This window comes from Caulobacter segnis, from assembly GCF_029543125.1.
Classification (GTDB): Bacteria; Pseudomonadota; Alphaproteobacteria; order Caulobacterales; family Caulobacteraceae; genus Caulobacter; species Caulobacter segnis_D.
On sequence record NZ_JARQWW010000001.1, the window covers coordinates 933,550 to 959,778 of the forward strand.

Annotated in this window: 20 protein-coding genes; 5 read left to right on the top strand and 15 right to left on the bottom strand. The window is 66.7% G+C overall.

What is annotated here, in order from left to right:
* Positions 1 to 63: 63 nt before the first annotated feature.
* Both P7B02_RS04500 and P7B02_RS04505 read left to right on the top strand, forming a co-directional pair.
* Positions 64 to 519, top strand: coding sequence for a copper chaperone PCu(A)C (locus P7B02_RS04500; RefSeq protein ID WP_277785110.1), 456 nt, complete (start codon positions 64 to 66; stop codon positions 517 to 519).
* A 114-nt stretch (positions 520 to 633) separates the two neighbouring features.
* Positions 634 to 2,754, top strand: a complete 2,121-nt coding sequence (locus tag P7B02_RS04505) for a M13 family metallopeptidase (RefSeq protein WP_277785111.1) — start codon at positions 634 to 636, stop codon at positions 2,752 to 2,754.
* A gap of 356 nt (positions 2,755 to 3,110) precedes the next feature.
* On the opposite strand, the gene hisG is transcribed toward P7B02_RS04505, so the two are convergent.
* The 6 genes from hisG to P7B02_RS04535 form a co-directional block, all read right to left on the bottom strand.
* A complete protein-coding gene (gene hisG, locus P7B02_RS04510; RefSeq protein ID WP_277785112.1) occupies positions 3,111 to 4,073 on the bottom strand; it encodes an ATP phosphoribosyltransferase in 963 nt (320 codons plus the stop codon).
* Positions 4,070 to 5,200: an ATP phosphoribosyltransferase regulatory subunit gene (locus P7B02_RS04515; RefSeq protein WP_277785113.1), complete on the bottom strand. Its 1,131-nt coding sequence runs from the start codon at positions 5,198 to 5,200 to the stop codon at positions 4,070 to 4,072. Before P7B02_RS04515 ends, hisG begins: the two co-directional genes overlap by 4 nt.
* A complete protein-coding gene (hisS, locus tag P7B02_RS04520; RefSeq protein WP_277785114.1) occupies positions 5,200 to 6,669 on the bottom strand; it encodes a histidine--tRNA ligase in 1,470 nt (489 codons plus the stop codon). The genes P7B02_RS04515 and hisS overlap by 1 nt, the downstream gene beginning before the upstream one ends.
* Positions 6,670 to 6,886: 217 nt before the next feature.
* Positions 6,887 to 8,506, bottom strand: a complete 1,620-nt coding sequence (gene pgi / locus P7B02_RS04525) for a glucose-6-phosphate isomerase (protein WP_277785115.1) — start codon at positions 8,504 to 8,506, stop codon at positions 6,887 to 6,889.
* Positions 8,507 to 8,595: 89 nt separating this feature from the next.
* Positions 8,596 to 9,198 carry a redoxin domain-containing protein gene (locus P7B02_RS04530; protein ID WP_277785116.1) on the bottom strand — a complete coding sequence of 201 codons (603 nt, stop codon included), beginning with the start codon at positions 9,196 to 9,198 and terminating at the stop codon, positions 8,596 to 8,598.
* Between the two features lie 24 nt (positions 9,199 to 9,222).
* Positions 9,223 to 11,379, bottom strand: coding sequence for a protein-disulfide reductase DsbD family protein (locus P7B02_RS04535; protein WP_277785117.1), 2,157 nt, complete (start codon positions 11,377 to 11,379; stop codon positions 9,223 to 9,225).
* Positions 11,380 to 11,460: 81 nt separating this feature from the next.
* On the opposite strand from P7B02_RS04535, the gene P7B02_RS04540 reads away from it, so the two are divergent.
* On the top strand, positions 11,461 to 11,853 hold the full coding sequence (locus P7B02_RS04540; RefSeq protein WP_277785118.1) for an acyl dehydratase: 393 nt from the start codon (positions 11,461 to 11,463) through the stop codon (positions 11,851 to 11,853).
* Here the strand turns inward: P7B02_RS04540 and P7B02_RS04545 are convergent.
* The 3 genes from P7B02_RS04545 to P7B02_RS04555 form a co-directional block, all read right to left on the bottom strand.
* Positions 11,850 to 12,050, bottom strand: a complete 201-nt coding sequence (locus P7B02_RS04545) for a hypothetical protein (RefSeq protein ID WP_277785119.1) — start codon at positions 12,048 to 12,050, stop codon at positions 11,850 to 11,852. The two genes, P7B02_RS04540 and P7B02_RS04545, sit on opposite strands and share 4 nt — an antisense overlap.
* A 157-nt stretch (positions 12,051 to 12,207) precedes the next feature.
* A complete protein-coding gene (locus P7B02_RS04550) occupies positions 12,208 to 12,990 on the bottom strand; it encodes a SapC family protein (RefSeq protein ID WP_277785120.1) in 783 nt (260 codons plus the stop codon).
* Between the two features lie 127 nt (positions 12,991 to 13,117).
* Entirely contained in the window at positions 13,118 to 15,169 is a 2,052-nt protein-coding gene (locus P7B02_RS04555; protein WP_277785121.1) for a TonB-dependent receptor, read from the bottom strand.
* 127 nt (positions 15,170 to 15,296) lie between these two features.
* On the opposite strand from P7B02_RS04555, the gene P7B02_RS04560 reads away from it, so the two are divergent.
* On the top strand, positions 15,297 to 16,052 hold the full coding sequence (locus P7B02_RS04560; RefSeq protein WP_277785122.1) for an acid phosphatase: 756 nt from the start codon (positions 15,297 to 15,299) through the stop codon (positions 16,050 to 16,052).
* Here P7B02_RS04560 and P7B02_RS04565 read toward each other — a convergent pair whose 3' ends face one another.
* The 5 genes from P7B02_RS04565 to P7B02_RS04585 all read right to left on the bottom strand — a co-directional run bounded on the left by P7B02_RS04565 (position 16,053) and on the right by P7B02_RS04585 (position 22,736).
* The gene (locus P7B02_RS04565; RefSeq protein WP_277785123.1) at positions 16,053 to 16,736 is read right to left on the bottom strand and encodes a M23 family metallopeptidase; all 684 of its coding nucleotides are present in this window, start codon (positions 16,734 to 16,736) and stop codon (positions 16,053 to 16,055) included.
* Between the two features lie 114 nt (positions 16,737 to 16,850).
* The gene (locus P7B02_RS04570; protein ID WP_277785124.1) at positions 16,851 to 17,381 is read right to left on the bottom strand and encodes a GNAT family N-acetyltransferase; all 531 of its coding nucleotides are present in this window, start codon (positions 17,379 to 17,381) and stop codon (positions 16,851 to 16,853) included.
* Positions 17,378 to 18,253: an N-carbamoylputrescine amidase gene (gene aguB / locus P7B02_RS04575; protein ID WP_277785125.1), complete on the bottom strand. Its 876-nt coding sequence runs from the start codon at positions 18,251 to 18,253 to the stop codon at positions 17,378 to 17,380. The genes P7B02_RS04570 and aguB overlap by 4 nt, the downstream gene beginning before the upstream one ends.
* Before the next feature lie 2 nt (positions 18,254 to 18,255).
* Positions 18,256 to 19,251 (bottom strand): agmatine deiminase family protein, encoded by a 996-nt coding sequence (locus P7B02_RS04580; protein WP_277785173.1) that lies wholly within the window; start codon positions 19,249 to 19,251, stop codon positions 18,256 to 18,258.
* A gap of 104 nt (positions 19,252 to 19,355) precedes the next feature.
* Entirely contained in the window at positions 19,356 to 22,736 is a 3,381-nt protein-coding gene (locus P7B02_RS04585) for a TonB-dependent receptor (RefSeq protein ID WP_277785126.1), read from the bottom strand.
* Between the two features lie 207 nt (positions 22,737 to 22,943).
* Here P7B02_RS04585 and P7B02_RS04590 point away from each other — a divergent pair, with 207 nt between their 5' ends.
* Positions 22,944 to 24,494, top strand: coding sequence for an ArnT family glycosyltransferase (locus P7B02_RS04590; RefSeq protein WP_431355787.1), 1,551 nt, complete (start codon positions 22,944 to 22,946; stop codon positions 24,492 to 24,494).
* On the opposite strand, the gene P7B02_RS04595 is transcribed toward P7B02_RS04590, so the two are convergent.
* Positions 24,491 to 26,227: a peptidase domain-containing ABC transporter gene (locus tag P7B02_RS04595; protein WP_277785127.1), complete on the bottom strand. Its 1,737-nt coding sequence runs from the start codon at positions 26,225 to 26,227 to the stop codon at positions 24,491 to 24,493. The two genes, P7B02_RS04590 and P7B02_RS04595, sit on opposite strands and share 4 nt — an antisense overlap.
* Positions 26,228 to 26,229: the final 2 nt, after the last annotated feature.

Consider the following 26,229-nt stretch of genomic DNA (forward strand, 5'->3'; position numbering starts at 1 on the left):
TCCTCCCCCATCGCACCTTCTACCCACGGGCCGGCTGACCGCCGCCCGCAAGGCAGGATTCTCATGAACCGAATGCTTCTCGCCGCCGCAGCCCTGATCCTCGCCGCCTGCGGCCAGTCAGCCGACGCCGCTCCGCCGTCCGTGGCCGTCACCAACGCCTGGTGCCGGGCCGCTCCGGCGGTGGCGCCGGCCGGCGGCTGCTACGTGTCGCTCAAGGCCTCGTCCGAGGATCGGCTGGTCGCCGTGGAGACCAAGGCCGCCGACCGCGCCGAGATCCACACCATGAGCGTGGAGGGCGGCGTCATGCGGATGCGCGAACTGAAGGAAGGCGTGGCGCTGAAGGCGGGCCAGACCACTGAGTTCAAACCCGGCGGCCTGCACATCATGGTCATAAAGCCGAAGTCGCCTCTGACAGAGGGCTCATCGGTGACCGTGACCCTGAAATTCGCCAAGGCGCCGGCCCAGACACTTGCCCTGCCGGTGCGGGCCATGGCCGCCGCCGGCGGACATCAACACTAGCCGGCCAGCGGCGAAGCGCCGCTGAACATGAACGATTTGTAATCGAAGCCGACGGGCGGCCCATGCAAACTGCCGCCCGTCCAAATCCGCTTAACAATCAACAGGACAACAGGAATGAAGACGGCATGGCTGGGCGCCGCGGCAGCGGGCGCCCTTCTGATGAGCGCCGCTGGCGCTTCGGCCCACGAACACAAAGATTGCCTCGACGCGCTCTGCCACATGCAGTCGCTCGACATGCTGGCCCAAGGCGCCGCCTCGGGCGGGACCGTCACGTCGCTGGAATCCCCGCGCTACGGGACCTGGGGTTACGACCTGTCGGGCCGCGACCTGACCGCCAAGCCGGGCGACGACTTCTTCAAGTTCGCCAACGGGACCTGGGAGAAGAACACCGAGATTCCGGCCGACCGCACCCGTTTCGGCAACTTCGACAAGCTGTCCCTGCTGTCGGAAGCCCGCTCGCAGGCGATCATCCAGAACGCCGCCAGCGGCAAGCTGCAGGACAAGGACGCCGCCAAGATCGGCGACGCCTACAACGCCTTCATGAACGAGGCCCTGGCCGAGCAGCTGGGCGCCAAGCCCCTGGCGCCCGAACTGGCCCAGATCCGCGCCGTGAAGACCAAGGTCGAGTTCGCCGGCCTGATGGGCAAGACGCATTCCACCGGCTTCGTGTCGCTGTTCCCCAGCTACATCAGCGCCGACGAGAAGGATCCGTCCAAGTACGCGGTCTATCTGCTGACCGGCGGCCTCGGCCTGCCGGACCGCGACTACTATCTCGAGGCCAAATTCGCCGAGAAGAAGGCCGCCTACCTGGCCTACGTCCAGCAGATGCTCACCCTGGCGGGCTGGGAGAATCCGGCGGAGCACGCCAAGGCCGTCGTCGATTTCGAAACCAGGCTGGCTCAGGTTTCCTGGACCCGCATCGAGAAGCGCGACGCCAACAAGACCTACGCCCTGAAGACCCGCGCCGAGCTCGACGCCTATGCGCCGGGCTTCGACTGGGGCGCCCTGCTGACCCCGGCCGGTCTGGGCGGCGTGAAGAGCGTGGTCCTGACCACTGACACCGCCTTCCCCAAGTTCGTGGCGGTTTACAACGAGACTTCGCTCGACACCCTGAAGGCCTGGCAGGCCTTCCATCTGGCCGACGATAGCGCGCCCTACCTGTCGAAGGCTTTCGTCGACGCCCAGTTCAACTTCCGCGGCAAGACCCTGAGCGGCCAGCCCGAACAGCGTCCCCGCTGGAAGCGCGCCGTGGCCAACGTCAACGGCATGATGGGCGAGGCCGTGGGCCGCGCCTACGTGGCCGAGTACTTCCCGCCGGAATCGAAGGCCAAGATGCTCAAGCTGGTGGCCGACATCCGCGGCGCGCTGCATGACCGCATCGAAGCCCTGCCGTGGATGGGCGCCGACACCAAGGCCAAGGCCCTGGAGAAGCTGTCCAAGTTCACGGTCAAGATCGGCTATCCGGACGAGTGGCGCGACTATTCGGGTCTGACCGTCAAGAAGGACGACCTCTACGGCAACGTGCTGCGCTCCAGCGCTTTTGAGTGGAAGCGTGACGTGGATCGCCTGGGCGGCCCGGTGGACCGCAAGGAATGGGGCATGACGCCTCAGACCGTGAACGCCTACTACAACCCGCCGCTGAACGAGATCGTCTTCCCGGCCGCCATCCTGCAGGCGCCGTTCTTCGACCCGCAGGCCGACGACGCCATCAACTATGGCGGCATCGGCGGCGTGATCGGCCACGAGATCGGCCACGGCTTCGACGACCAGGGCCGCAGCTATGACGGCGACGGCGTGCTGAAGGATTGGTGGACCGCCGAGGACGCCGCCAAGTTCAAGACGCAAGCCGACAAGCTGGGCGCCCAGTACTCGGCCTTCGAACCCCTGCCGGGCGCGAAGGTGCAGGGCGGCCTGACCATGGGCGAGAACATCGGCGACCTCGCCGGCCTCACCCTGGGTCTGGAGGCCTATCACCGCTCCTTGAACGGCAAGCCGGCCCCGGTGCTGGACGGCCTGACCGGCGACCAGCGCGTCTTCCTGGGCTGGGCCCAGGTGTGGCGACAGAAGATCCGCGACGAAGCCCTGCGCCAGCAGGTCGTCACCGATCCGCACTCGCCGGCCTATTATCGGGTCAACGGCACGATCCGGAACATCGACGGCTGGTACAAGGCCTTCGACATCAAGCCGGGCGACGCCCTCTACATCGCGCCGGAGAACCGCGTCCGCCTCTGGTAGACGCTCCACTCAGGCAAGCTTCAGCGCCCGCTCCGGTCTCCGGGGCGGGCGTCTTGCTTTGAACGCTTGTTTGATGTTTTTGGCGCCTTAGCCCAAAAACACTGAACCCGCCGCGGGGGATATCGCGGCGGGTTCAGCTATTGCTCGATCACTCGATCTTTAGAGGGCGTTTCCTCCCCGAAACGCCTAGGAGCTGAACCGTTCTGTGGCGGCCCTCGTCTCCCGGTAAGGACAAAGAACGGCATATTCAGAAAGCTGTCAACGTCGCAAAGCCGGTTTTTGCAAGGCGTTGAAAGAAAAACCGTACATTAGCGTCGATAAGTCTTAACCCGGCGGGTTAATTTTATACACTAGAGTCAGTTTTTGCCCTTCAAGCGTCCGGCCAAGCTTTCGATGGCCGCAGATTCGGCCTCGAAGACGTAATCGGGCCGCGCCACGGTCACCGGCTCCACCCGCGCGGCGCCCAAAGCGGCGCACACATCCAGCAGATCGCCCTTGTCGAGCAGCAGCCCGTTGGCCCGGCGTGTGGCGCCGCGCGACAGGAAAGCCTCGGTCGCCTGACGCGCCGCGGCGTCCTGCTCCGCCGGCCAGACAAGCGTGGCCAAAGCCATGGCCCGCGCACGCGACTCCACCGCGATGACCAGCCGGCGGGCCGCAGCGAGGTTTTCGGCCGTCCATGCCGCGCCCAGGCTGGCGGCGAGTTGAGCCTGGCTCTTCAGGATCACCCCGTCGGACAGCACCTTCAGGCCGTTGGCGGCCAAGGTCGCGCCGGTCGTGGTGATGTCCACCACCAGCTCCGCCGCACCAGCGGCTGGCGCACCTTCGGTGGCGCCGCTGGATTCCACGATGCGGTAATCGGCGACACCCCGGCGCGCGAAGAAGCTGCGGGTCTGGGCCAGATACTTGGTGGCCACTCGCAGACGGCGGCCGGTGCGGGCCAGATGGATGTGCCCCACCTCGTCCAGGTCGGCCATGGTGTCCACGTCGAGCCAGCTCTTGGGCGCGGCCACCACCAGGTCGGCGCGGCCGAAGCCCAGGGCGCGCAGCAGCACCACGCGCGCATCCAGGTCGTCGCCCTGTTCGCGCAGCAGGTCCTCGCCGGTGATGCCCAGGTGGACCTCACCCGCCGCCAGGGCCGCCGCGATGTCGCCGGCCGACAGTAAGCGCACCGATACGCCGGGCAGGCCGGACAGCTCAGCGCTGTAGCCGCGTGATCCGCCGCTGGTCTCCAGCCGGAAGCCGCAATCGGCCAGCCAAGCCTCGACCTGTTCCTTGAGCCGCCCCTTGGAGGGGATGGCGAAGATCAGGGGTTCGCTCATTCCACGCCTCCCGCATAGGCCCGCGCCGGGCGCACCATGCAGCCCACGGCGCCCGCCGCCTTGCCGCCCAGGCGCGGCAGCAGGCCGTCATAACGACCGCCCGCCGCCACCGGCCGCTCGTCGCCGAGGGCGGCGCTGCGAACCTCGAACAGCATGCCGTCGTAGTAGCCGAAGGCCCGCCCGAACCCGGTGGACAGGGTCATGCGGCTCTCGTCCGCGCCGAGTTCGGCCAGGGCCGAAAGACGCACGTCCCAATCCTTCAGAGCGGCGTCGAGCGCCGCCGCCTTGGGCCCGGCCAGGGTCTTCACCGTCGACAGGGCGGCGCGCGGTGAGGCGCTGACCGCCAGATAGCCGCGCACGGCGGCGATCTCGTCGGCCGACAGGCGGCCCGCATCCTGCGCCTCGGCGCGGACGATCAGGCGATGGACGATGTCGGCCGGACGGCGGCCGCCCACGGGCTCGACCCCGGTCATGGCCCACAGCTCGCGCAGAACCTCCTCGGCCTCCGCCTCCGGCAGACCCGCCAGCAGATTGGCCAGCTTGCCGGACCCCGACGGCGTGGCGGCGACCGGCTCTGCGTCCAGCTCCGCCTTCAGCAGACGCGGATGGCTGAACGCTCGTTTCAGGCGCGCCGCCAGGGGCGCGGCCAGATCCAGGCTGTCCACGAAAGCGCTGAACAGCGATACGTCGCCCAGCAGCAGGGTCAGGTCGTCACGACCGCCCGCCGCCGAAGCCTTCCAGGCCAGGGCCGCCACTTCGGCGTCGGCGCGCGGACCTTCCGGCGGCCCAAAGGCCTCGATGCCGATCTGCAGGAACTCCTCGGCGCGGTCGGAGCCGGCCGGCGCCACGCGGAAGGCCTTGCCCTCATAGACGTAGCGGCCGATGGCGGTCCCCGCCTCGATGTGGCTGCGGGCCACGCCGATGGTGAAGTCCGGCCGCAGGGCCAGCTCTTCGCCGCCGTCGCCCTGCACTACGAACAGACGCGCCCGCATGGATTCGCCCGACAGGTCGAGCAGCAGGCTCAGCGGCTGCAGGACCGGCGAGTCCGCCGTCTGCGCGCCCGCGTTCAGGAACGGCGCACGGATGGCTTCGAGCGCCGCCGCCGGAATGGCCTTCTCAAGGCGCATCAGCCGCCCTCCACGATCCGCTTCACCGCCGCGATCAGCTCGCCCCGCGCGATGGTCTGCTGACCCGGACGCGTCGCCTTCCATTCGGCGTTGTCCGAAACACCGGCGGCCAGTTCGCGGCCCAGGTCCAGGTCCTTGATGGTCACCGTGCCGGCGGCGATCTCGTCTCCCCCCAGCATGATGGCGGCCGGCGACATGCGGCGGTCGGCGTACTTCATCTGCGCCTTCATGCCGGATGAGCCGAGATAGACCTCGGCCGGGATGCCGGCGGCGCGCAGCTCGCCCGCCACCGCGAAGTATTCCGGCATGTGCGCCTGATCGAAGGCGATGATCACCACCGGTCCGCGCGCCGCCCGGGCCGCGTCCCGCCCGGCCGCCTTGAGCGCCGCCGCAAGGCGCGACACCCCGAAGGAGAAGCCGGTGGCCGGCACGGGCTGGCCGGTGAATCGGGCGATCAGGTCGTCATAGCGGCCGCCCCCGCCGATGGAGCCGAAACGCACGGCCTCGCCCTTCTCGTCGGTGGTGGTCAGCAGCAGCTCGGCCTCAAACACCGCGCCGGTGTAGTATTCCAGCCCGCGCACGATCGACGGGTCGAACAGCGCCTGATCGTCGGCCACGCCCAGACCCTTCAGCGCCGCGTCGATGGCGGCCAGTTCGGCGAGCCCCTCGTCGCCCTCGGCCGAACCGCCGATCACCGCCGAAAGGGCGTCCAGGGTCGCCGAGCGCGAAGAAGCCCCGGCGGCCACGAAGGCCAGCACCGAGTCGATCGCCTTGGCCCCCAGGCCCGCGCCCTTGGTGAAGGCGCCGCTCTCGTCCTTGCGGCCTTCGCCCAGCAGCAGCTTCACGCCCTCGGCGCCCAGGCGGTCCAGCTTGTCCACCGCGCGCAGCACGCCGAGCTTCTGGCCGGCGCTCTCCACCCCGGCGGCGGTGAGCAGACCGTTGAGGAGCTTGCGGTTGTTGATCTTGATCACCGCCTGACCACGCGGCAGGCCCGCCGCCTCAAGCCCCGCCACCGCCATGGCGATGATCTCGGCGTCCGCCTCTGGGCGGGCCGAGCCCACCGTGTCGGCGTCGCACTGGATGAACTCGCGGAAGCGGCCCGGGCCCGGCTTCTCGTTGCGCCACACCGTGCCGAAGGCGTAGCGGCGGAACGGCTTGGGCAGGGTCTCCCAGTTCTGCGCCGCGAACCGGGCCAGGGGCGCAGTCAGGTCGTAGCGCAGGGCCATCCACTGCTCATCGTCGTCCTGCAGGGCGAAGACGCCCTCGTTCGGACGGTCGCTGTCGGGCAGGAACTTGCCCAGGGCGTCGGCATATTCGAAGGCCCCGGTGTCCAGCGCCTCGAAGCCGTAGCTCTCATAGACCTTGGACACGGCCTCCAGGATGGCGCGCTCGGAACGCAGCTGCGGCGCGCGCTTGTCGGCGAACCCTCGGGGGGCGCGGGCTTCGGGGCGGAAGGTTTCTTCGGTCATGGCGCTTTTCGTCGGTTCGAGAGGACGACGGAGCGCTTGCTGCAAGCCTCCGCCTTGGCGGGGGCTTTGGCCGGGATGTGCTGGGCTTTAAGCCGCGCGACCCTGGCCCGTCCCCCATGAGGTCGGGTGGTGGTGGCCGTGATGGTGGTGCGCGGTGCAGGTCACGGGCGGGGCTATAGCCGAGAAGGGATTAACTGACCATACCCCGCGCGCGTGCTCAGGCTTTCAGCTTGTCGATCAGCGCGGTGGTCGATGGATCGTGCGCCGCCGGCGCCCCGCCCTCCAGCTCCGGCAGGATGCGGCCCGCCATCACCTTGCCCAGCTCCACGCCCCATTGATCGAAGCTGTTGATCCCCCAGATCACGCCCTCCACGAAGGTCTTGTGCTCATAGAGGGCGATCAGGGCGCCGAAGGTCTCCGGCGTCAGGCGGTCCAGCAGGATCAGGGTCGAGGGCCGATCCCCCGGGAAGGTGCGCTGGGGCGCCATGATGTCGATGGTCGCCGCGTCCACGCCCTTGTCGGCCAGCTCCCTGCGGACCTCGTCCTCCGACCGGCCAACCATGAAGGCCTCGGCTTGGGCCAGCAGGTTGGACAGCAGCTTGGCGTGCATGCCGGCCGGGCCTTCATCCGTCGCCGCCAGGCCGATCAGCTCCATGGGCGTGATGTCGGTCCCCTGGTGCATGGCCTGGAAATAGGCGTGCTGCACATTGGTCCCCTCGCCGCCGAAGACGATGGCCGAGGTGGCGTGCGAGACCGGCTTGCCGTCCTTGCCGATCTGCTTGCCGTTGGACTCCATCTCCAGCTGCTGAAGGAAGGCCGACAGGCGGCTCAGACGATAGGCGTAGGCGACGACGGAGCGCGCGGGACGGCCCAGGCCGTTGCGGTTGAACACCTGGGCCAGGGCCAGCAGCACGGGCGCATTCTTCTCCAGCGGCGTGTCGCGGAAGTGGGCGTCCATGGCCGCGCCGCCCGCATGGAAGCGCTCGAAGGTCTCCCAGCCGGCGGCGACCGCCACCGACAGGCTGACGGAGGACCATAGGGAATAGCGGCCGCCCACCCAGTCCCAGAACCCGAACACCCGCTCGTCCGGCACGCCGAACGCAGAGGTCTTGTCGAGGGCGGTGGAGACGGCGGCCAGGTGGCCCTTGGCGCCCTCCTCTCCCAGGGCGGCGCTCAGCCAGTCGCGGGCCGCCTGGGCGTTGGCCATGGTCTCCTGGGTGGTGAAGGTCTTGGAGACAACGATCACCAGAGTCTCGGCCGGATCCATGTCGGCGGTGACCAGCTCGAACTCGGCGCCGTCCACATTGGCCACGAAGCGCACGTCGATCTGCGGCTTCACCGGCCGCAAGGCGTCCCACAGCAGACGGGGGCCGAGGTCCGAACCGCCGATGCCGATGTGCAGGATGGCCTTGAACGGCTTGCCGGTCGCACCCTTGAGCGCGCCGGACCGCACCTGCTCGGCGAAGGCCTTCATGCGGGCGCGCACGTCCTCGACGTGGCCCATCACCGCCTCGCCCCTGGCTTGGTAGCCCGCGTCCTTGGGCGCACGCAGCGCCACGTGCAGGACGGCGCGGTCCTCGGAGGTGTTGATCGCCTCGCCCGCGAACATGGCGGCGCGGGCGCCCTCCACATCCGCGGCGCGGGCCAAGTCCAGGGTCGCGTCGAAACCGTCGGCGGTCCAGCTCTGCTTGGAAAGGTCGAGCGACAAGCCCGCCGCTGACACGGTCAGCTTCGACAGACGGTCAGGCTCGGCGCCGAACAGGTCGACGATGCGCTTGGCGGCCGCGTCCTTGGCGGCGGCTTCGAGACGGCTCCAGGCGGCGTCCAGCTTGCTCATCGTCATTCTCCCTCTGCTGACCTGACGCGATTAGCAGAGGGAGAAGGCGGCGTCATGAAGACCAATGCCGGAAAGGGCTCGTGGCCCCGCTACGCCTTGTATTTGACGCTGCAGCCGTAGGGCTTGCTGACCGCCACGACGGGCTTGCGGCCGGCCTTCACGTCGGCCAGGGCGGCGGTGACGTAGTTCTTGGCGGTCTTGATGTCCTCGACCTTGTTGGTCGGCTTGTCGTCGATGCCGCCCTGATAGACGAGCTGGCCGGTCTTATCGATGACGTACATGTGCGGCGTGGTCTTGGCGCCGTAGGCCATGCCCATCTTGCCGTCCGGGTCGAGCAGGATGGCCGAAGGCGACGCCTTGTTGGCGGCCGCCCACGTCTTGGCGGCCCCGCCGTCGGCGAAATAGCCCTGCTCGCCGGGCGCGGAGGACGCCACGGTCAGCCACACCACGCCGTCGGCCTTCGCCGCGCGCTGCAAGGCCTGCATGTTGCCGCTGTAGTGCTTCTTCACATAGGGGCAGCCCTCGTTGACCCATTCCAGGACCACGGTCTTGCCCTTGAATTCGGAGAGGGAGCGGATCTTGCCGTCCGCGTCCTTCACAGAGAAGGCGGGCGCGGGGGCGGCCAGGGCCAGGCCGGGCGCGAGGGACAGCACCGGCGCGGCGGCGACGAGAAGACGACGGGTCAGGCTCATGGGAGTCTCCAATCGAAAATTCGATCAGCGCAGCGCCGCGGCCTCCACGGCTTCGGTCACTGCGCCCGGGGTCAAAAGCTGCGGCAGTATGACCGCGTCTCCGCCCTTTGCGCCATACACAAGATAGAGCGGCACGCCCGCGCGGCCATGATCGGACAGGGCCTGGGCGATCTTGGCGTCCCGATTGGTCCAGTCGGCGACCATGTAGACCGCGTTGGCGGCCTTGAAGGCGTCGACCACCGGCTGGGTGGACAGGGCGACCTTGTCGTTCACCTGGCAGGTGACGCACCAGGCGGCGGTGAAGTTCACGAACACCGGCCGGCCCTCGGCCTGCAGGGCGGCCACCCGCTCTGGCGACCAGGGCTCGGACGGCAGCTCGGCGGAAGCGACGGAGGCGGCCGAACCTGTCGTCGGCGCCGCGCCGCCCTTGGCCAGCGGGATCATGACCGCCACCACGGCGACGGCGGTCAGGATCGCCGCGCCACCCGCCAGCCAGCGGGTGCGCGCGCCGGACTGGCGCTGCGACAGGCCGAACAGCCAGGCGACGAAGGCCACGACGAGCGCGCAAGCCAGCAGGGCGGCGAGGCCAGGCGAACCCGCCTGCAGGGAGAACACCCAGACCAGCCAGGCCGCCGCCCCGTACATCGGGAAGGCCAGCACCTTCTTCAGCACGTCCATCCACGGACCGGGCTTAGGAAAGCGGCGCAGCAAGGCCGGCGAGAAGGAGATCGCCACATAGGGCGCGGCGAGGCCGAGGCCCAGGAAGAGGAAGATCGCCAGCGAGCCCAGCGCCGGCTGGGTCAGGGCGACGCCGATGGCCGGGGCCATGAATGGCGCCGTGCAGGGGGCGGCGACGATCACCGCCAGCACGCCGGTGAAGAACGATCCGGCCAGCCCGCCCCTGGACGCCAGCCCCTGGCCCGCGCCCTGGACGGAGGTTCCGACCTCGAACACCCCCGACAGGTTCAGCGCCGTCAGCAGCATGACTAGGGACAGCATGCCCACCACCGCCGGCGATTGCAGCTGGAAGCCCCAGCCCACCGCCTGGCCGGCCGCCCGCGCGGCGATCAGGGCGCCGGTGAGGGCGAGAAAGGTGACCAGCACCCCGGCCAGAAAGGCCAGCCCCTGGGTGCGGGCCTCCTTGGCGTCATGGGCGTGACCCGCCAGGGACGCCGCCTTCATGGACAGCACAGGGAAGACGCACGGCATCAGGTTGAGGATCAGCCCGCCGAGAAAGGCGAACAGGATGGCCAACGGCACGCCGCCCCCGCCGCCGGTCGGCGCCTTGGCCAAGGGCGCGCCGAGACCGGCCGCCCCGGCGGGCGCCTGGCCCGGCTTGGCCGAGATTTCGAAGGCCTGCTCGCCGATGGTCAGCACGCCCTCGACCACCTCGGGAACTTGGCCGGACTTCAAGGCGATCCCCGCCGGGATGGTCAGGGTCAGGCCATCGGGCCCCGCCTCCACCGCCTGCTTGCCCGGATGGTCGATCAGGGTGCCGTCGAAAGGAAAGAAATAGGCGTCCGGAAACTGGCCGCCCTTCAGCGGCCCGCCGATGACCGCCAGCTTCAGGCCGGTCTCCGAGGCCTGGAAAACGGCGTCCAGACCCGCCGGCTTCGGCGCGGCCGCCAGGGCGTCGGCGACGATGCGGCCCGTGCGCCAGTTCGGCTCCGGGGCCTCGTCGCGCACCTCGACCGCGAGGTCGAGCTTGGCGTTCTCCGGAATGCAGATGTCGGCGCAGACCAGGAAGGTGACGTCGGCCTTGAGAGTCACCGTCTCGCCCGGCTTGGCGGTGGCCGGAACCTGGACCGGCACCGGCAGGATCACCGTGTCGGCGTAGCCGTAGTTCATCAGCGGCCCGGTAGGCTGGCGATGCGGCGTGGCCCAGACGATGTCCCCCGCGCTCCAGCCGGCCGGCAGGGTCCAGTCGATGCTGGTCGCCTCGCCGCTGTCGCCGCTGTTGCGCCAGTAGGTGTGCCAGCCCTTCTCGATCTTCTGGGTCACGGCCACATAGACGGTGGAGCCGGGGACGGCCCAACTGTCCTGAGCGATCAGGTCGGCCTGGATATGGCCGGTGTTGACCGGAGCGGCGAGGCCGGGCGCGGCGGCGGCCAGGCCCAGGGCGGCGGCAAGTCCGCCCAGCAGTCGTCGGGCCAGTAGTCGGCGAGAAAAGCGAGCGATCATGGACACAAGCTATAGAACGGCGGCGCGCCTGACGAAATACGCCCTATCGACAAGCGCGCGGCGCGGGTGATGATCCGAATCATGCCCGCATCCTTCGACGAAATCGAAATCGGCCACGTGGTCTCGCTCGGCGCCGCCGCCGTGAACCCCGACGCCCTGACGGCCTTCATCGCCGCCTTCGCGCCCGGATGGGATGCGGAGCGGGGCGCGCCGGACGCCTTTATCTTCGCCCTGTGGTCCAAGCTGGACGAGACGGCCTCCGCCGACTGGCCTCAGACCAAGCGCCTGGGCATCGACGCCTTGCGCTGGGCGCGCAATCCGCCATCGGGAGAGCTGCTGCGCGGGCGCATGACGATCATGGGCAAGGATGCGGTCGGCGAGAGCAAAGGCATCGTCATCGCCCAGCATGACCTCCTGGATGAGGCCGGCCGCTTGGTCTTCTCCTGCCTGACCCGCAGCGTCTTCGCCCGCTAGCCTTCTTTCGGCGAGAAGCTCCGGGGCTCGCCGGCCCGCCTCGGCGTCTCCAGCCAGGTGCGTTTCAGGATGGCGGCCGCGTCAGCCGCCAGCACCCGGGCTTCAAGCTCGGTGGCGGTGACCATCAGCACGCCCTCGTCCGAGGCGACGGCCCAGCCGTCGCCATGAGGGTGAACCAGAAACGGACGGGACGACAAACCGAACTCCGCGATCGCTGCCTCTCGGTCCGTCACGGTCGCCGCCGCTTGCGGCCTCAATGAGGCCAATAGCAACGCTTGGTCGGCTACCCGACAAAGAAAAACCCTCCCCCGCGGCGCGGGAGAGGGCTGTTCAAGTTCGTTCTGACCGGTCCGCTTATTGGACGGTCTGGCCGCCTTCGCCGAGGCGCTTTTCGATCTGCATGGCGATCAGGCGCTCCCAACCCAGCAGCGAGGTCAGGTGAGCGTAGATCTGGCCCAGGGCGCCGTTGTCGCGCAGCTCGACCAGCTTTTCCGTCGGCAGGGCCTTCAGCTTGTCTTCCGACACGGCGAAGTACTCGGCGATGACCTGCGGCTCACCGCGGGTGCCGTCGGTGTTGAACGGGGTGTAGTGGGCCTGCTTGGTTTCGAACAGGTCCAGGTCCGTCAGCAGTTGGACGAAGCTTTCGGTGCGCATGCGCTCCAGCTCGAAGTCGTCGCAGAACTTGATGGCGTTCTGGGTGAATTCGGTCGGCTGGCCGTTGGCGTCGAAGAACGGGGTCTCGGCGTTTTCCTGGATCAGCTTCGACGGACGGTCGATGCAGACGACCATGCGCTTTTCGGTGTCGTCATTGGCCAGGACGAAGGGATAGCGGCGCAGGAAGCCCGGGATGTAGGCGCCGGTCAGGTAGCCGCCGTCGTCCTTCACGAACAGGTTCTCGCCGGCGTTGATGCCCATCACGGCCACCGGCAGCTTCTTTTCGCCGATGAAGATGATCGGGAACGACAGGGCGGCCGGAGCGAACTCGGTCACCACCGCCGGAACGATATGGCCTTCGCGGGCGAAGGCGTACGGCTTGTCGTTGGCGTTCATGCCAAGCTTGCCGTGGGTTTGGGCGTTGAGCGGCTCCGGCTGGGAGTAGAACAGCACGCTGCCGGTGATCGGGCTCTGATCGGTCATGAAGAACTCGGATGCAGGAGAAAGGTTGGCTTCTAGCATCAGCGGTTCAGTAGCCCCGCGACGCCTGATGGGAGCGGCTTCTTAGCCGATAGGCCGCTCCCCGGCAATGCGACGGGCTAACGCCGATCTAGAAGCGCCAGGCCACCCCGCCCCGCAGCGACCGGCCCGGCGACGGGGCGATGTCCTTCAGGAACGAGGTGTGCTCACGCACTTCCGCGTCGGTCAGGTTGCGGCCGTCCACATAGAGCTCCAGGCGCGGGTCGCCGAAGGGCTTGTAGGAGACCCGGGCGTTCAGGACCGTATAGCTGTCGGTGGGCAGCTCGAATTCCGCCACGCGGGTCTGCTTGCCCACCTGGCGCACTTCCAGGCGGCCGCCCCAGTGCGGGCTGTCGGCGATGCCGCGCACCGACACCGAATATGGCGGAATGCGCGCCGGGGCGCCCAGATCGGTGTCGCCGCGCACATAGTCGGCCCCGCCTTCGAGGGTGAAGCTCTTCCGGTCCTGCTCCCACAGCTTGTAGGAGACCTCGGCCTCGAACCCGTGGAAGTCGGCGTCGGTCTGCTGGTAGGCGAACACCGTCAGGCCGTCTTCCTCCTCGCCGGTGGGGCGGGCGTCGATAAAGCCGTCATACCTGGCCGCAAACAGGTGCAGGTCGGCCTTCAGGCGGTCATTGCCATAGTGGATGGTCGCCTCCAGCGAGTAGGCGATCTCCGAATCCAGGTCCGGGTCGCCGATCTCGAAGCCGCGGGTGGCGATGTGCGGCCCCCGGGCGAACAGCTCCGCCTCGGTGGGGGCCCGCGCGTTGCGCGACAGGGCCACGCCCAAGAACCAGTCGTCGGTCGGGGTCAGGAACACGCCCACCGAACCGGAGACATTGGTGAAGTCGCGCTCGCCCACCTGGCTGTCGAGCTTGCGGTTGTCGACGCGCAGGCCGCCTTCGTAGCCCCAGCCGTCCTTGTCCAGCCGCTGCTGGGTGAAGGCGCCGAACTCGGTGATGCGGACCTTGGGCACATAGGCTTCGTCGCCCTGGGCGTCGAAGTCGCGGCGCAGGGCCTGGAGGCCCACTGCGCCCTTCCAGCCGTCACGCTCGGCCTGGACCAGCTCCAGCCGGCCTTCCAGGCCGTCGGACAGGAAGCGGGTGCCGACCTCGTCGCCTTCGAACTCGGTGTGCTTGTAGTCGGCCCAGCCCCCCGAGAAGCGCAGCTTGGCGAAGGGGCCCATGTCGCCATCGTACTCGCCGCGCAAATCCACGCGGGTCTGCTTCAGGCCGATGGTGACGGGCGCTTCTTCCTCGTGCTCATGGTCGTGATCATGGTCGTGGTCATGATCCTCTTCTTCGTGGCCGTGCTCGTGGGAGTGGCCCGGCACGCCGTACTTGGTGTCGGTGTGCTTCACGGCCAGGCCGATATAGCCCTTGGAGCCCACATAGGAGACGCCCGCGCCATAGGCCTCCAGGTCCACGGCGCTGTTCTCCAGCTTGCCGCTCTTGCGGCCTTCCGGGAACTCGCCCTCTGACAGGATCTGGCGCACGGACTCCGCCGGCACGGGGATCTCATAGTCCTTGCTCTCGCGCTTCAGGCCGTCGAGCGAGAACACCAACGGGCCGGCCGCCGCGCGCACCGCCGCTGAAGCGGAGTAGCTGTTGTCCACCGTGGCGCCGGAGACGTTCACCCGGCCTTCCGGCTTGGCCGGCGCGTGGGTCGGGATGCGTTCGTCGATGACGTTGACCACGCCGCCGATGGCCGAGCCGCCATAGGCCAGGGCCGAAGGGCCACGCAGCACCTCGATCCGCTCGGCCTCGCCCGGATCGGAGGCCACCTGGTGGTCGGGAGACAGGGCGCTGGCGTCGATCATGCCGACTCCGTTGTTCAGGACCAGCACGCGCGGACCGGACAGACCGCGCACCACCGGGCGGCTGGCGCCCGCGCCGAAGGCGGTGGAGCGCAGGCCCGGCATGCCGGCCAACACGTCGCCCAGGCCGCCCTGCGGGGCGAGGTCCAGGTCCCTGCGGGTCACCACCGCCACGCTGGCGGTCATGTTCTCGGCCTGCACGGCGTAGGGAGCGGCGGTGATCACCACCTCCGACACGTCATGAGGCGGCGCTTCGGCGGCGAAGGCTGGAACAGCGGCGGAAAGCGCGACGAGGCTGACAGCGCCGAAGAGCACGCGGACGGACATGAGACAGGAACCCGACTGAACGATGAAGGCTTTCTGTTATGAAATAACGTATCCCGCCGTCAAGCAGCTTGCTTGACGGCCGGCCTGCGGACCGCTTCAACCGCCGCCCTGCCCAAGGACGCATCACATGAAGCTCAAAGCCGCCCTTGTTCTCGTCGCGCTCGGCCTCGCCGCCTGCGCCACGCCGACGCAACCGACCTGGCGGATGACCGGCGACAGCTCCACCTGGACCACGGCGCCGGCGGGCTATCTGGCGGCCGGGACCGCGCCTGAGGGGCTGATCATCCTGCCGGCTCCGCCAGCCCCGAACACGCCGGCCGGCCGGGCCGACCGCGCCGCCTATCTTGAAGGCCGCAAGCTGGTGGACACGCCACGCTGGGATCAGGCCATCGCCGACGCAGATTTGTCGGGCGTTCAGGCCTGGAAAGGCTTCTCCGAAGTGATCGGCGCCCCCATCGGGCCGCAGACCACCCCGACCCTAGCCAAACTGATGCTGCGCATCGTGGGCGACGCCGGACCACTCTACGAGCACGCCAAGGCGCAATATCAGCGCCCCCGCCCGCCTGTCGGCGACGAGCGGCCGATCTGCACGCCGCGCGAAAGCTGGATCGAGAAGAACGGCTCCTATCCGTCCGGCCATTCCCTGATCGGCTGGTCCTGGGCTCTGGTGCTGGCCGAACTGGCCCCCGATCGCCAGAGCGAAATCCTCAGGCGCGGGCGGGAGATCGGCGACAGCCGCGTGGTCTGCGGCGTGCATTTTCCGACGGATGTGGAGGCTGGACGCCTGCTGGGCGCGGCCCTGGTGGCCCGCCTGCACAGCGATCCGCAGTTCAAGGCTGATCTGGAGGCCGCGCGCGGCGAACTGGCCGCCGTGCGCCGCTAGCTACTCGGCGGTCGCCAGCACCGGCTCGTCCGGCAGGCGCACGCGACGAGCGGTGATCAGGCGGGTGGCGTCCACGCGCTCGCCCGACTTGATCATCTCCAGATGCACGTGGTCGCTGATGCCGGGATATCGCTTCTGAAGGCTCTTCAGCACGCCGACCGACTGGCCGATGCGCACCGCCTGACCGAGCTCGACGTCAGGCTCGATGTAGAAGACCCGCGCCGCATAGCCGATGGCCGGATTGGTGATCTCCACGAACTGCAGATCCCGGGCCCCGGGATAGGCGTAGCCGATCTTGGTCACGTAGCCGGAGACCGGCGCCTTCACCGCCTGACCGGCGTGGCCCAGATAGTCGACGCCCTCGTGATCGCGGGAGCCCCCGTCGCGGGAAGCGCCGAACGCGCCGTCGCCGAATACGTCATGCACACGAGGCGCCTGGCCCGTCGGGTTGGCGACGTCCGCCGCGCCGTCTCCGTCGAGATCGGCGCCCACCCAACGAATGGCGTAACGCGGCTCGACCTCCTCGACCTGCGGGGCCGAGACGGCGGCAAGCGCTTTTCGAAGGGGCTTGAAGCCGTGGGTCTGGACCGTCGCCGCGGCCGCGCCGCCCAACAGGATCGTCGCCGCGATGGCCGTAGGGATCACCCAGCGGCGCGCCGAGCGCCCTTCGATCGCCATATCCATGGATCGCCTGTTCTTTGTCGCAAGCACGACAAGTTGGGATTTGGCCCGCCCCGGCTGCGGAACGATGTGGCGGAGATGATCGGATCGACCAATGCGGCGCGTCGCCGCAAGCGGTCAGCGAGGCTCTATGGCGTAGACGACGTGCGGGCGCAACCTGTGGCCCTCCGGCACGGCTGGATGGTCGAAGTCGAGGTCCGCCCGGCGGGTCATGCCGATGCGCTGCATCACCGCCTGGGAGCGCAGGTTCTCGGTGGCGGTGAAAGAGACGATCTGCTCCAGGCCGAGCGTGTCGAAGCCATGCCGGATGGCGGCCAGGGCCGCCTCCGACGCATAGCCCGCGCCCCAGGCTTCGCGGGCCAGACGCCACCCTATCTCGACGCCGGGCTGAAGCGGGTTCTCGGTCTTCAGGGTCATCATGCCGGTGAAGCCGAGGAACGCCCCGTCCGCCTTCCGCTCCAGGGCGAAGAAGGAGAAGCCGTGATCAGCCTGGTGCGCGACCATGCGCTCGACCACCGCATCGCTCTCCGTCCGGTTCAGGGTCGCCGGAAAGTGACGCATGACCTCGGGATCCGCGCACATGGCCGCGAAGGGCTCGCGGTCGGCGTCGGTCCAAGGGCGCAGTATGAGGCGTTCTGTTTCGATCACGGGCGCGGCTGGTAGAGGTGGCCGTACAGGTCCGTACGCCGGTCGCGGAAGAAGCCCCAGGCCGCCCGGTGCGTGGTCAGAAAGTCCAGGTCGAACTCCGCCGTCAGCACGCCCTCGTCGTCACGACCGAACTCGGCGACCAAATCACCGCGATGGTTGGCGATGAAGGACGAGCCATAGAACCGCTGACCGCCGTTGGCATAGTTGTCCCACGGCTCGAAGCCCGTGCGGTTGGCGCCCACTACAGGGATCACGTTCGACACGGCATGGCCCTGCATGGCGCGGCGCCAGGGCAGGGCGGTGTCCAGGGTGTCGTCATGCGGCTCCGAACCGATGGCGGTGGGATAGAGCAGAACCTCGGCCCCCATCAGCGCCATGGAGCGGGCGCATTCGGGGTACCACTGGTCCCAGCAGATGCCGACCCCGATGCGGCCGAAGCGCGTGTCCCAGACCTTGAAGCCGGTGTCGCCGGGCCGGAAATAGTACTTTTCCATATAACCCGGACCGTCCGGGATATGGCTCTTGCGATAGACGCCCATCAGCGAGCCGTCGGCGTCGATCATCACCAAGCTGTTGAAGTAGTGCGGTCCCTCGCGCTCGAAAATCGAGACGGGGATCACCACGCCCAGCTCGGCGGCGAGCGGCTGCAGCGCCACCACGCAGGGGTGCGTGCGCCAGGGGTAGGCTTGGGTGAACCAGTGCTCCTCCTGGGCCACACAGAAGTACGGCCCCTGAAACAGCTCCGACGGCAGGATCACCTGCGCGCCCTTGGCGGCGGCTTCGCGGATGAAGCTTTTGGTCTTTTCGATATTAGCGTCCAGGTCCATGCCGTAGCTGGTCTGGATCGCGCCGAGGGTGATCGTGCGGGCCATGCTTAGGCGGGCTCCTGCTGGCTGATGCAATGGAACGAACCCCCGCCCGTGAGGATGGCGTTGGACGGCAGGCCGATGACCTTGCGCTCGGGGAACAGGGTCTCCAGCGCTTCCACGGCGAGGGCGGCGCCCGCCTCGCCATAGGTCGGAACGATCACCGCCTTGTTGGCGATGAGGAAATTCATGTGCGAGGCGGGGATGACCTCGCCGTCCTCGTCGACGATCCGGCCCGGAGACGGGATGCGCATGACCTGCAGCGGGCTGTTCCGCGCGTCGGTCATCGAGGCCAGCATGCGGGCCGTCTCGTTGTAGATTTCGGCGTTGGGATCATCCGCGCCCACGGCTACCGGACAGGCGACGACGCCCGGCCCCACGAAGCGGGCCAGGTTGTCGATGTGGCCGTCCGTATGATCGTTGACCAGACCGTCGCCCAGCCACAGCACCTTGCGCGCGCCCATGGACTCGGCCAGCGCCGCTTCCGCCGCCTCCTGGGTCCAGCCCGGATTGCGGTTGGGATTCAGCAGGCACTGACGCGTGGTCAGGACCGTGCCGTAGCCGTCATGATCCACCGAGCCGCCCTCGAGGATGAAGTCATTGGCCTTCAACGGCGCGCCCGCCGCGGCGGTTATCTGGGCCGCCACGTCGCCGTCGTGCTCCAGCGAGTACTTGCCGCCCCAGCCGTTGAAGCCGAAGCCGGCGGCCACGCCGTCGGAGCGGAAGATCGGGCCGGTGTCGCGCAGCCAGATGTCGCCGAACAGCCCGCGGACGATCTCCACGCCCGCCACGTCGCCCAGCAGCTCGCGCGCGGCGGCCTCAGCGTCATCGCCGCAGACCATCAGGCGCACACGCTCCCCGCCCGGACCCGCCAGGGCGCGAGCCAGGGCCGCGACCTCGGCCTGGGCGGCAGCGAGATCCTCCTCCCACAGGTCGGCGTGGCTGGGGAAGCCGAGCCACATGGCGCGGTGGGGAGCCCATTCGGCGGGAATGTTCAGGGTCATCATGGTGCGCGCAGGTGGGGGATGAGGGAGGCTACGTCAATGCCGGCGCAAAGAAAAAGGGCGGCGCAAGCGCCGCCCTTTCCCGTTCACAGGTCCAGCGAACCTTAGAACTGATACTTCAGGCCGACCTTCAGCTGCCACACCGAAGCGTTGGTGAAGCCGAACGGACGGATCGGCTGGTCGCGGTTGGCGACGCCGGCGGCCGGGTTGGCGCCCACCGCGGTCTGCAGATCGCTGTAGGTGTAACGGGCCTGACCAGCGCAGATCCCGCCAGGGCCTGCGCAGGTGGGGTTCACCACCGGCACGCCGCGGTAGAAGTCGTACTGTTCCAGAGCGCCCCACTTACTGTTCAGCAGGTTGCCGAAGTTCTCGATCGTCACAAAGCCCAGCAGCTTGGCGCCGCCGGGGAAGAAGGCCGGGAACTCCTGCTGGATGTTGATATCGGTCTTGAATACGCTCGGCTGACGGAAGCCGTTACGCGGCGCGATCTGGCCGGCGTACTTGATCAGGCCGGTGTTCTTCAGGAACGAGTTGAAGTTCGCCACGTCGAAGCCGGCGGCGTAGGTGATCTTCGGGTCGCTCGTCGCGGTGACATTGCCTGAGGAGTCCGTCGCCGGAACGTAGAGCAGCTGGTTCGACTGAGCCTGACGACCCGAATAGGTCGACACGTAGTTGCCGAATTCGGTTTCCGGACGGCTGTTGACCGCCGAGGCGAAAGTATAGCTGAACGGCAGGCCCGAGCGGTACTCGGTGACCACATCAATCATCGTCAGATTGTCACCGAAGAAAGCGCGCCGATAGCCAAGGTGCAGCATGCCTTTGTGACGGATCTCGTAGTCCGAGGTCGCCAGGGCCGGGTTCTGGGCGTCGTAGGTCGCAAAGCGCGTGTAGCTCGAGTCCGCGATCGAGCTGGTCATCGGGTTGCGGTCCTTGGCCTCCGTATAGGTGTAGGACACCAGAGCGGTTAGGCCTTCGAACCAGCCATCGTTCCACTGCTTGCGCAGCGAAACGGCCGCCGAGTCGGAGCCGCCGCCATCACGCTTGTTGCCAAGCATCATGTCGAACACGTTGGCGCCGACAGTGCCATTGGTGGTGCGCTGATAGACCGGACGGCCGTCCGGGGCCACGCCCAAGACATGCGGCTCGGCGCGCAGGTCGAACCAGAACAGGCTGTCCTGGTTCTTCTGGTGGAGCAGGTCCACCTGGACGCGCCAGTCGCGGCCAAGGCCGAAGCGTTCGACGTCGAAGTTGTAGCCGGCGGTCAGCGTGGTCTTCCAGGCCGACGGGATTCGCCAGGACGGCGACATCGCGTTGGTGTTGCCGTTGCCGGGGGTCGCCGTACAGCCGGCCGGAACCGCGCTGAGGCTGGTGATGGTGTAGGGGCCGGCCGGGCAAACGACGTTGGTCTGGACCACGCCGCTGTTGCCGATCGGGTTCACCAGCCACACGCCCAGGCCCTGCGACGAGAAGCGGCCGAAGCCGACGCCCACGTCGATGTCACTGGTCGGATTCCACTTGGCGAAGAAGCGGGGCAGCAGAATGCTCTTGCCATCCATCGTCGCGGTGTTGGCGAAGCCGTTGCGCGACACGAAGTTGACGTTCAGGTCGGGCTGATCGTTCTGCACGTACCAGTCATAACGTAGACCGGCCAGCAGGCTGAGGTTGTCGGTGATCTGGTAGGTGTCTTCGGCGTAGATCGAGTTCACGTAGAACTTGCCGGCCGCAGCGTTGCGTTCGGCGGTGCCTGTTTGGGCCGGGACCGTGCCGCCGTTTGGCTCGACCGCGGCGGTCAGCTGGACGGCCGAGGCGCGGCCGGCCAGGAAATCGGCGTAGGACGCGAAGCTGTAGGTTGGCAGATAGTTACGGCCGAAGATGTTCAGGATGTCCTGACGCTCGATGCGGGCGCCGAGCAGGAAGTCGTGATCGCCGGCATGGTAGCGGGCGCGCAGTTCAGCCGTATCGGTCTTGGTGTTCAGGAAGTTCGGCTGGCTGTTGAGCTCGGTGCCGAAGCGGATCGCCGGCGTGCCAGACCCCGCCTGAACGCCCGGCAGGTCGGCGACGTTGACGGTGATTTCACCCACGCCTTCCGGACCGAAGGTGCGGCGGTTGGTGGTCGTCTCCTTCTTGCCGAGGCGCAGCTCGGTCGAGAAGTTATCCGTCCAGCGCGAGTTCAGCTGGACAGTGTAGTTCTCCAGCTTCTCGTCCTTGATGTACTGATAGGTAGACAGACCAATGCGCGCCGAGCTGGAGCTGCTGCCGCTGGCGAACAGATCGCTGACCGAACCGTTGAACGACGCCGACTGGGTGTTCATGTAGGTGAAGGTCAGACGGTGATCTTCATTGATGTCCCAGTCCAGCTTGCCGAGCCACTTCTCGTCCTCGATCGGCGGAACCGACGAGACCCAGTTGCCCGGATCGACGTTGTAGCGAGCCTTGGTGGCGGCCTGGAAGGTGTTCAGCGCCTCTTGCGTGATGCGCGGAATGGTCGAGCTGCGGCCAGAACCGGTCGGGCCTTCGTCAAGGTTGTACTCGCCTTCGTACTTTTCATACGAGACAAAGAAGTAGAGGTGGTCCTTCAGGATCGGACCGCCCAGGTTCGCGCCCCAGACCTTCTCCTGGAAGGTCGTGGAGACGTCCTGGGTGACCCGGCTGCCGCGGGTCGGGCTGTTGGTGCGGGTGTCGTAGAAGCGATACTTGTCGCCACGCAGGCTGTCGTCCAGGATTTCGCCATACAGCGCGCCGTGGAACTCGTTGGAACCCGACTTGGTGACGGCGTTGACCGAACCGCCGAGGAAGCCGTTGTTCACGGTCGAGTAGGGCGCGATCGAAGCTTGAACGGCAGCGAGCGCTTCGGTGGAAATTGGCGAGCGCTGGGTCGGATAGCCGTTGTTGTTCAGACCGAAGTCATCGTTCTGACGAATGCCGTCGACGGTGATCTGGTTGAAGCGGGTGTTGGTGCCGGCGAACGACAGGGCGTCTTGGTTGGTCGGGTCGAGGGTCGCGAACGGATCGAGGCGGACCACATCCTTCAGGTCGCGGTTCAGCGACGGCAGGCTGGCGATGTCCGAAGCGGTGAAGTTGCTGCCCAGACCCTGAGACGGCGTGCTGGCCGCTGCCGTGACGACCAGTTCAGAGACGTCGGCGCCGCCCTCGAGGCTCAGCGACGCGTCGGTGGGGTCGCCCAGAGCCACATTGCCCAGGTTCCGCGCGATGGTCTCGCCCGAGGGAGAGGTGACCTGGATGGCGTACGGCCCGCCGACGCGCAGACCGCGCACCGTGTAGAACCCGCTGTCGTTGGTCATCGTCGTGACGGCTTGGCCGGTCGGACCGTAGGTGATCACGACTGTGGCGCCAGCAACGCCGGCGCCCGTGGCGTCGGTGATCTGGCCGCGCACGGCGCCGGTGGTTTCCTGAGCGTAGACGGCCGAGGCCGAGGCGGCGGCGGCGAGCACGCCAAGGGCCGCGCCACAGGCGAGCCTCTTCATCGAAAGCATGGATATCCCCTCGTTGCGAGATGCGGAGGGTCTCCTCAGACCGTCCGTCAATCTTCGGCCCCATTTAGCGTTGGTTTACGAACCTTTGGTGACAGTTTCGCCACGGCTTGTCACAATCCGCCCACAGGTCTGTGTCATAGGCGCCGCGCCTCGAAATTGGACAAATCCCTTGCAACGGGACAAGCAGGGGAAATGACCTTGTCCGCCAAGCCTTTCACCGACGATCGCGCCTTGCGCACGGCCTTCGCCATCGTCCTCGCAGTCTTGGCTCTGCGGCTATTCGCCCTGTTCACCTCGCCCCTCGAACTCTATCCGGACGAGGCGCAGTACTGGCTTTGGTCCCGGACACTGAGCTTCGGCTACTTCTCCAAGCCGCCCATGATCGCCTGGCTGATCTGGGCGACAACCGCCATCGGCGGCGACGCCGAACCCTGGGTGAGGATTTCCGCTCCCCTGATGCACGCGGGCACAGCCCTGCTTCTCTTTTTTATCGGTCGGCGGCTGTTTAATCCGCAATGCGGCCTGGCGGCTACGGCGCTTTATGTGCTCATGCCGGGGGTCGCCCTGTCGTCCGGCGTGATCAGCACCGACGCCCCCCTGCTGTTCTTCCTTGCGGTGATGCTGTGGGCCTATGTGGAGCTGCCGCTCGCCGAAGGACGCCGCCGCCCGGGTCTGGCCGCCGGCATGGGGACCGCCCTTGGGCTGGCGATGCTGAGCAAATACGCGGCGGCTTACGCCTTGGGCGGCCTTGTCCTTCACGCCCTGATCTCGCGCGACGCCCGGAAAGCCTGGACGCCACAGGCACTCATCGGCTTCGCGGCCGCGCTGCTCATCGTCATCGGGCCGAACATCGCCTGGAACGCCGCGCACAAGTTCGCGACCATCGAGCACACCGCCGCCAATGCGAACCTGGGCTCCTCGAACCTCTTCGACCCGGCGGAACTGGGCAATTTCCTCGCCTCGCAGTTCGGGGTGTTCGGGCCCCTGCCCTTCGCGGTGCTGCTTGGCGGGACCGTCCTGCTCATCGTCCGCCGCAGGTTGACGCCGCCCGACATCCTGCTGCTGTGCTTCTGCCTGCCGCCCCTGCTGGTGGTCTCGATCCAGGGCTTCATCTCCCGGGCCAACGCCAACTGGGCGGCCGCGGGCTATCTGGGCGGCTGCCTGCTGGTCGGCGCCTGGATGCTGCGCTGGAACGCGCGGAACTGGCTGATCGGGGGTCTGGTCTTTCAAGGCGTGATCGCCGGCTTGTTCCTGATGTGGACGGTCAATCCGCGCACCGCCGACGCCATGGGCGTGTCCAACAGCTTCAAGCGCGCCCGCGGTTGGGAGCAGTCCGTGGACGCCATCGTCCAGCGCGCCATGCGCGAAGGCGGGGCGGAAACTCTGTCGGCCGTCGCCGTGGACGACCGCTTCCTGTTCAACGCCGCCGCCTATTATGGGCGCGACTATTTCGGCCAGGCTGGCGCCCCGCCCCTGCGCATGTGGGTTCATGAAATCCGCGCCCGCAACCAGGCGGAGACGGAAGCGCCACTGACAGCCAAGGACAGCGAACGCGTTCTCGCCGCCAGCCTGGACAGCGTCTATCGCGCCAAGATGGGCGCGGACTTCCGCGAGGCTTCGAGCAAAGAGATCGCCCGCGTGCGCCTGGACGCCAAGCGCACCCGCAAGATCGACATGTTCATCGGCGAAGGCTTCGCCCCCGTCCCGCGCGACCCGGTCACTGGGCAGCCCCCTTCCCCGACCGATTAAGCAACGACTTCTATGACTTTACCCTCTCGGGTTACCCGCAAGACTCTCTTTGCGGCAGCTATAGTTTCCGGGCGGTGCGCAACAACGATCCTTGTCACCGTCAGTTGGGCCATCATGGCCGCTATTAGTCGTTCACGTTCCACATCTAGATGAGAAGTAGCCTCATCCAGCAGGAGGACTGAAGGTTGACGATAGAAAGCTCGCGCCAATAGAATCCGCTGCTTCTGCCCTGATGACAGGCGTTCGCCAATATCGCCAACCACAGTTTGAACGCCCAGTGGCAGAGCCATAACCTCGTCTTCAATAGACGAAATCTGCAATGCATGCTTTAGGCGGTCCGGATCCGTAATTCCTGAAAAGAACGTGATATTTTCTTCAATAGTCCCGGCAAGTAAGTAGTCGTCTTGCATTACAGCTCCGATCGACCGGCGCACCCTTTCCAATCCTATGTTCTCGATCTCCTCGCCATCGTAGGAAATCAATCCGGATGTCGGCTCGTACAACGCCGCTATCAATTTCAGTATCGTTGTCTTACCTGAACCTGATGGCCCTATGATCGCAACATGCTCACCATGCTCGATGATAAAGCTTGCGTCTGAAAGCACGTCGCGATCGGCTTCTTCGTACGCAAATGACACATTACGAAATTCAATTCTCCCCGAAAGCCTTGGATGTTCTCCGCCCACTGAGTAATCATCTCCGACCTTCTCCCTCTCTGATCGTACTATATCGGCAAGACGATCTGTGTGGGTCTTGAGCAGCCTCCACGCGATTATCTGTTCAAAGACCGCGGCCGCACGCTGAACAAATTGGCTGTGGTAAGCAATCGCCGCAACGAGCGTTCCCGCAGTCATTGCACCATTGGCAATCCCCGTAGCGCCGACGTAGATCGCTGCCACCCCCGTCAAACCATTTATCGCCGCTTGAACGCTCGAAAAGTAGCTCGTCATAGTTCCAGCGCTCTGCGCTGCATCTATCGAGCTATGGAGCGCGCCAAACCAATCCGCTTTGCGCTGCTCTTCACCACTATTCATCTTTATCGACTGGATCGCGCGCAGCGTTTCAATGCGTTTGGATTGTTCCGACGCGGAGGCCTCGATAGCTGCTTTAGCGAAACGCATCGAGATTGGAACTGTAAGCATTCTGTACACGACATACAGAAATACACCCGATAACGTGACCACAAGTATTGCTGGTGAAACCAAGTACAACAACACAACTGTCGCTAGTGAGAGAACGCCATCCAAAAGGACGGTAAGCGAACTCGTGAAAGTCAATCTGATTTGGTCTATACTGGCCGCTTTAGACAAAATGTCGCCGGTCGCGCGAGCTTGGAACCATTTCAACGGAAGCCCGACAAGATGTGCTAACAATCTCGTCGTCATGTGCCAGCTAAGGTTTGACGCTAACAGCTGGCCAGTTAGTCCACGCATTGCCGCGCCACCAGCATTTAGCAACGCCAAGCCGGCAAAGCAGATAGCTAGGGTATTGAGCAGTCCCATGCTGCTTCCCGCCGATACTCCGTCCACCACGTATCGCATAAACATTGGCGATGCCAACAAGCAGATCTGAATGAATATCGAGAGTATAATAGTATTCCAGACGCCATTGCGCACCGGAGTCGATCGCGGAATCATCCGAACAACATCGAGAAGTTTCAGCCCCCCGCCCGCCAAATCGCCCACCCCGGGTTCCTCTTTGGCGTTCTGAGACCATTTAGATTCCCAGCTCATCC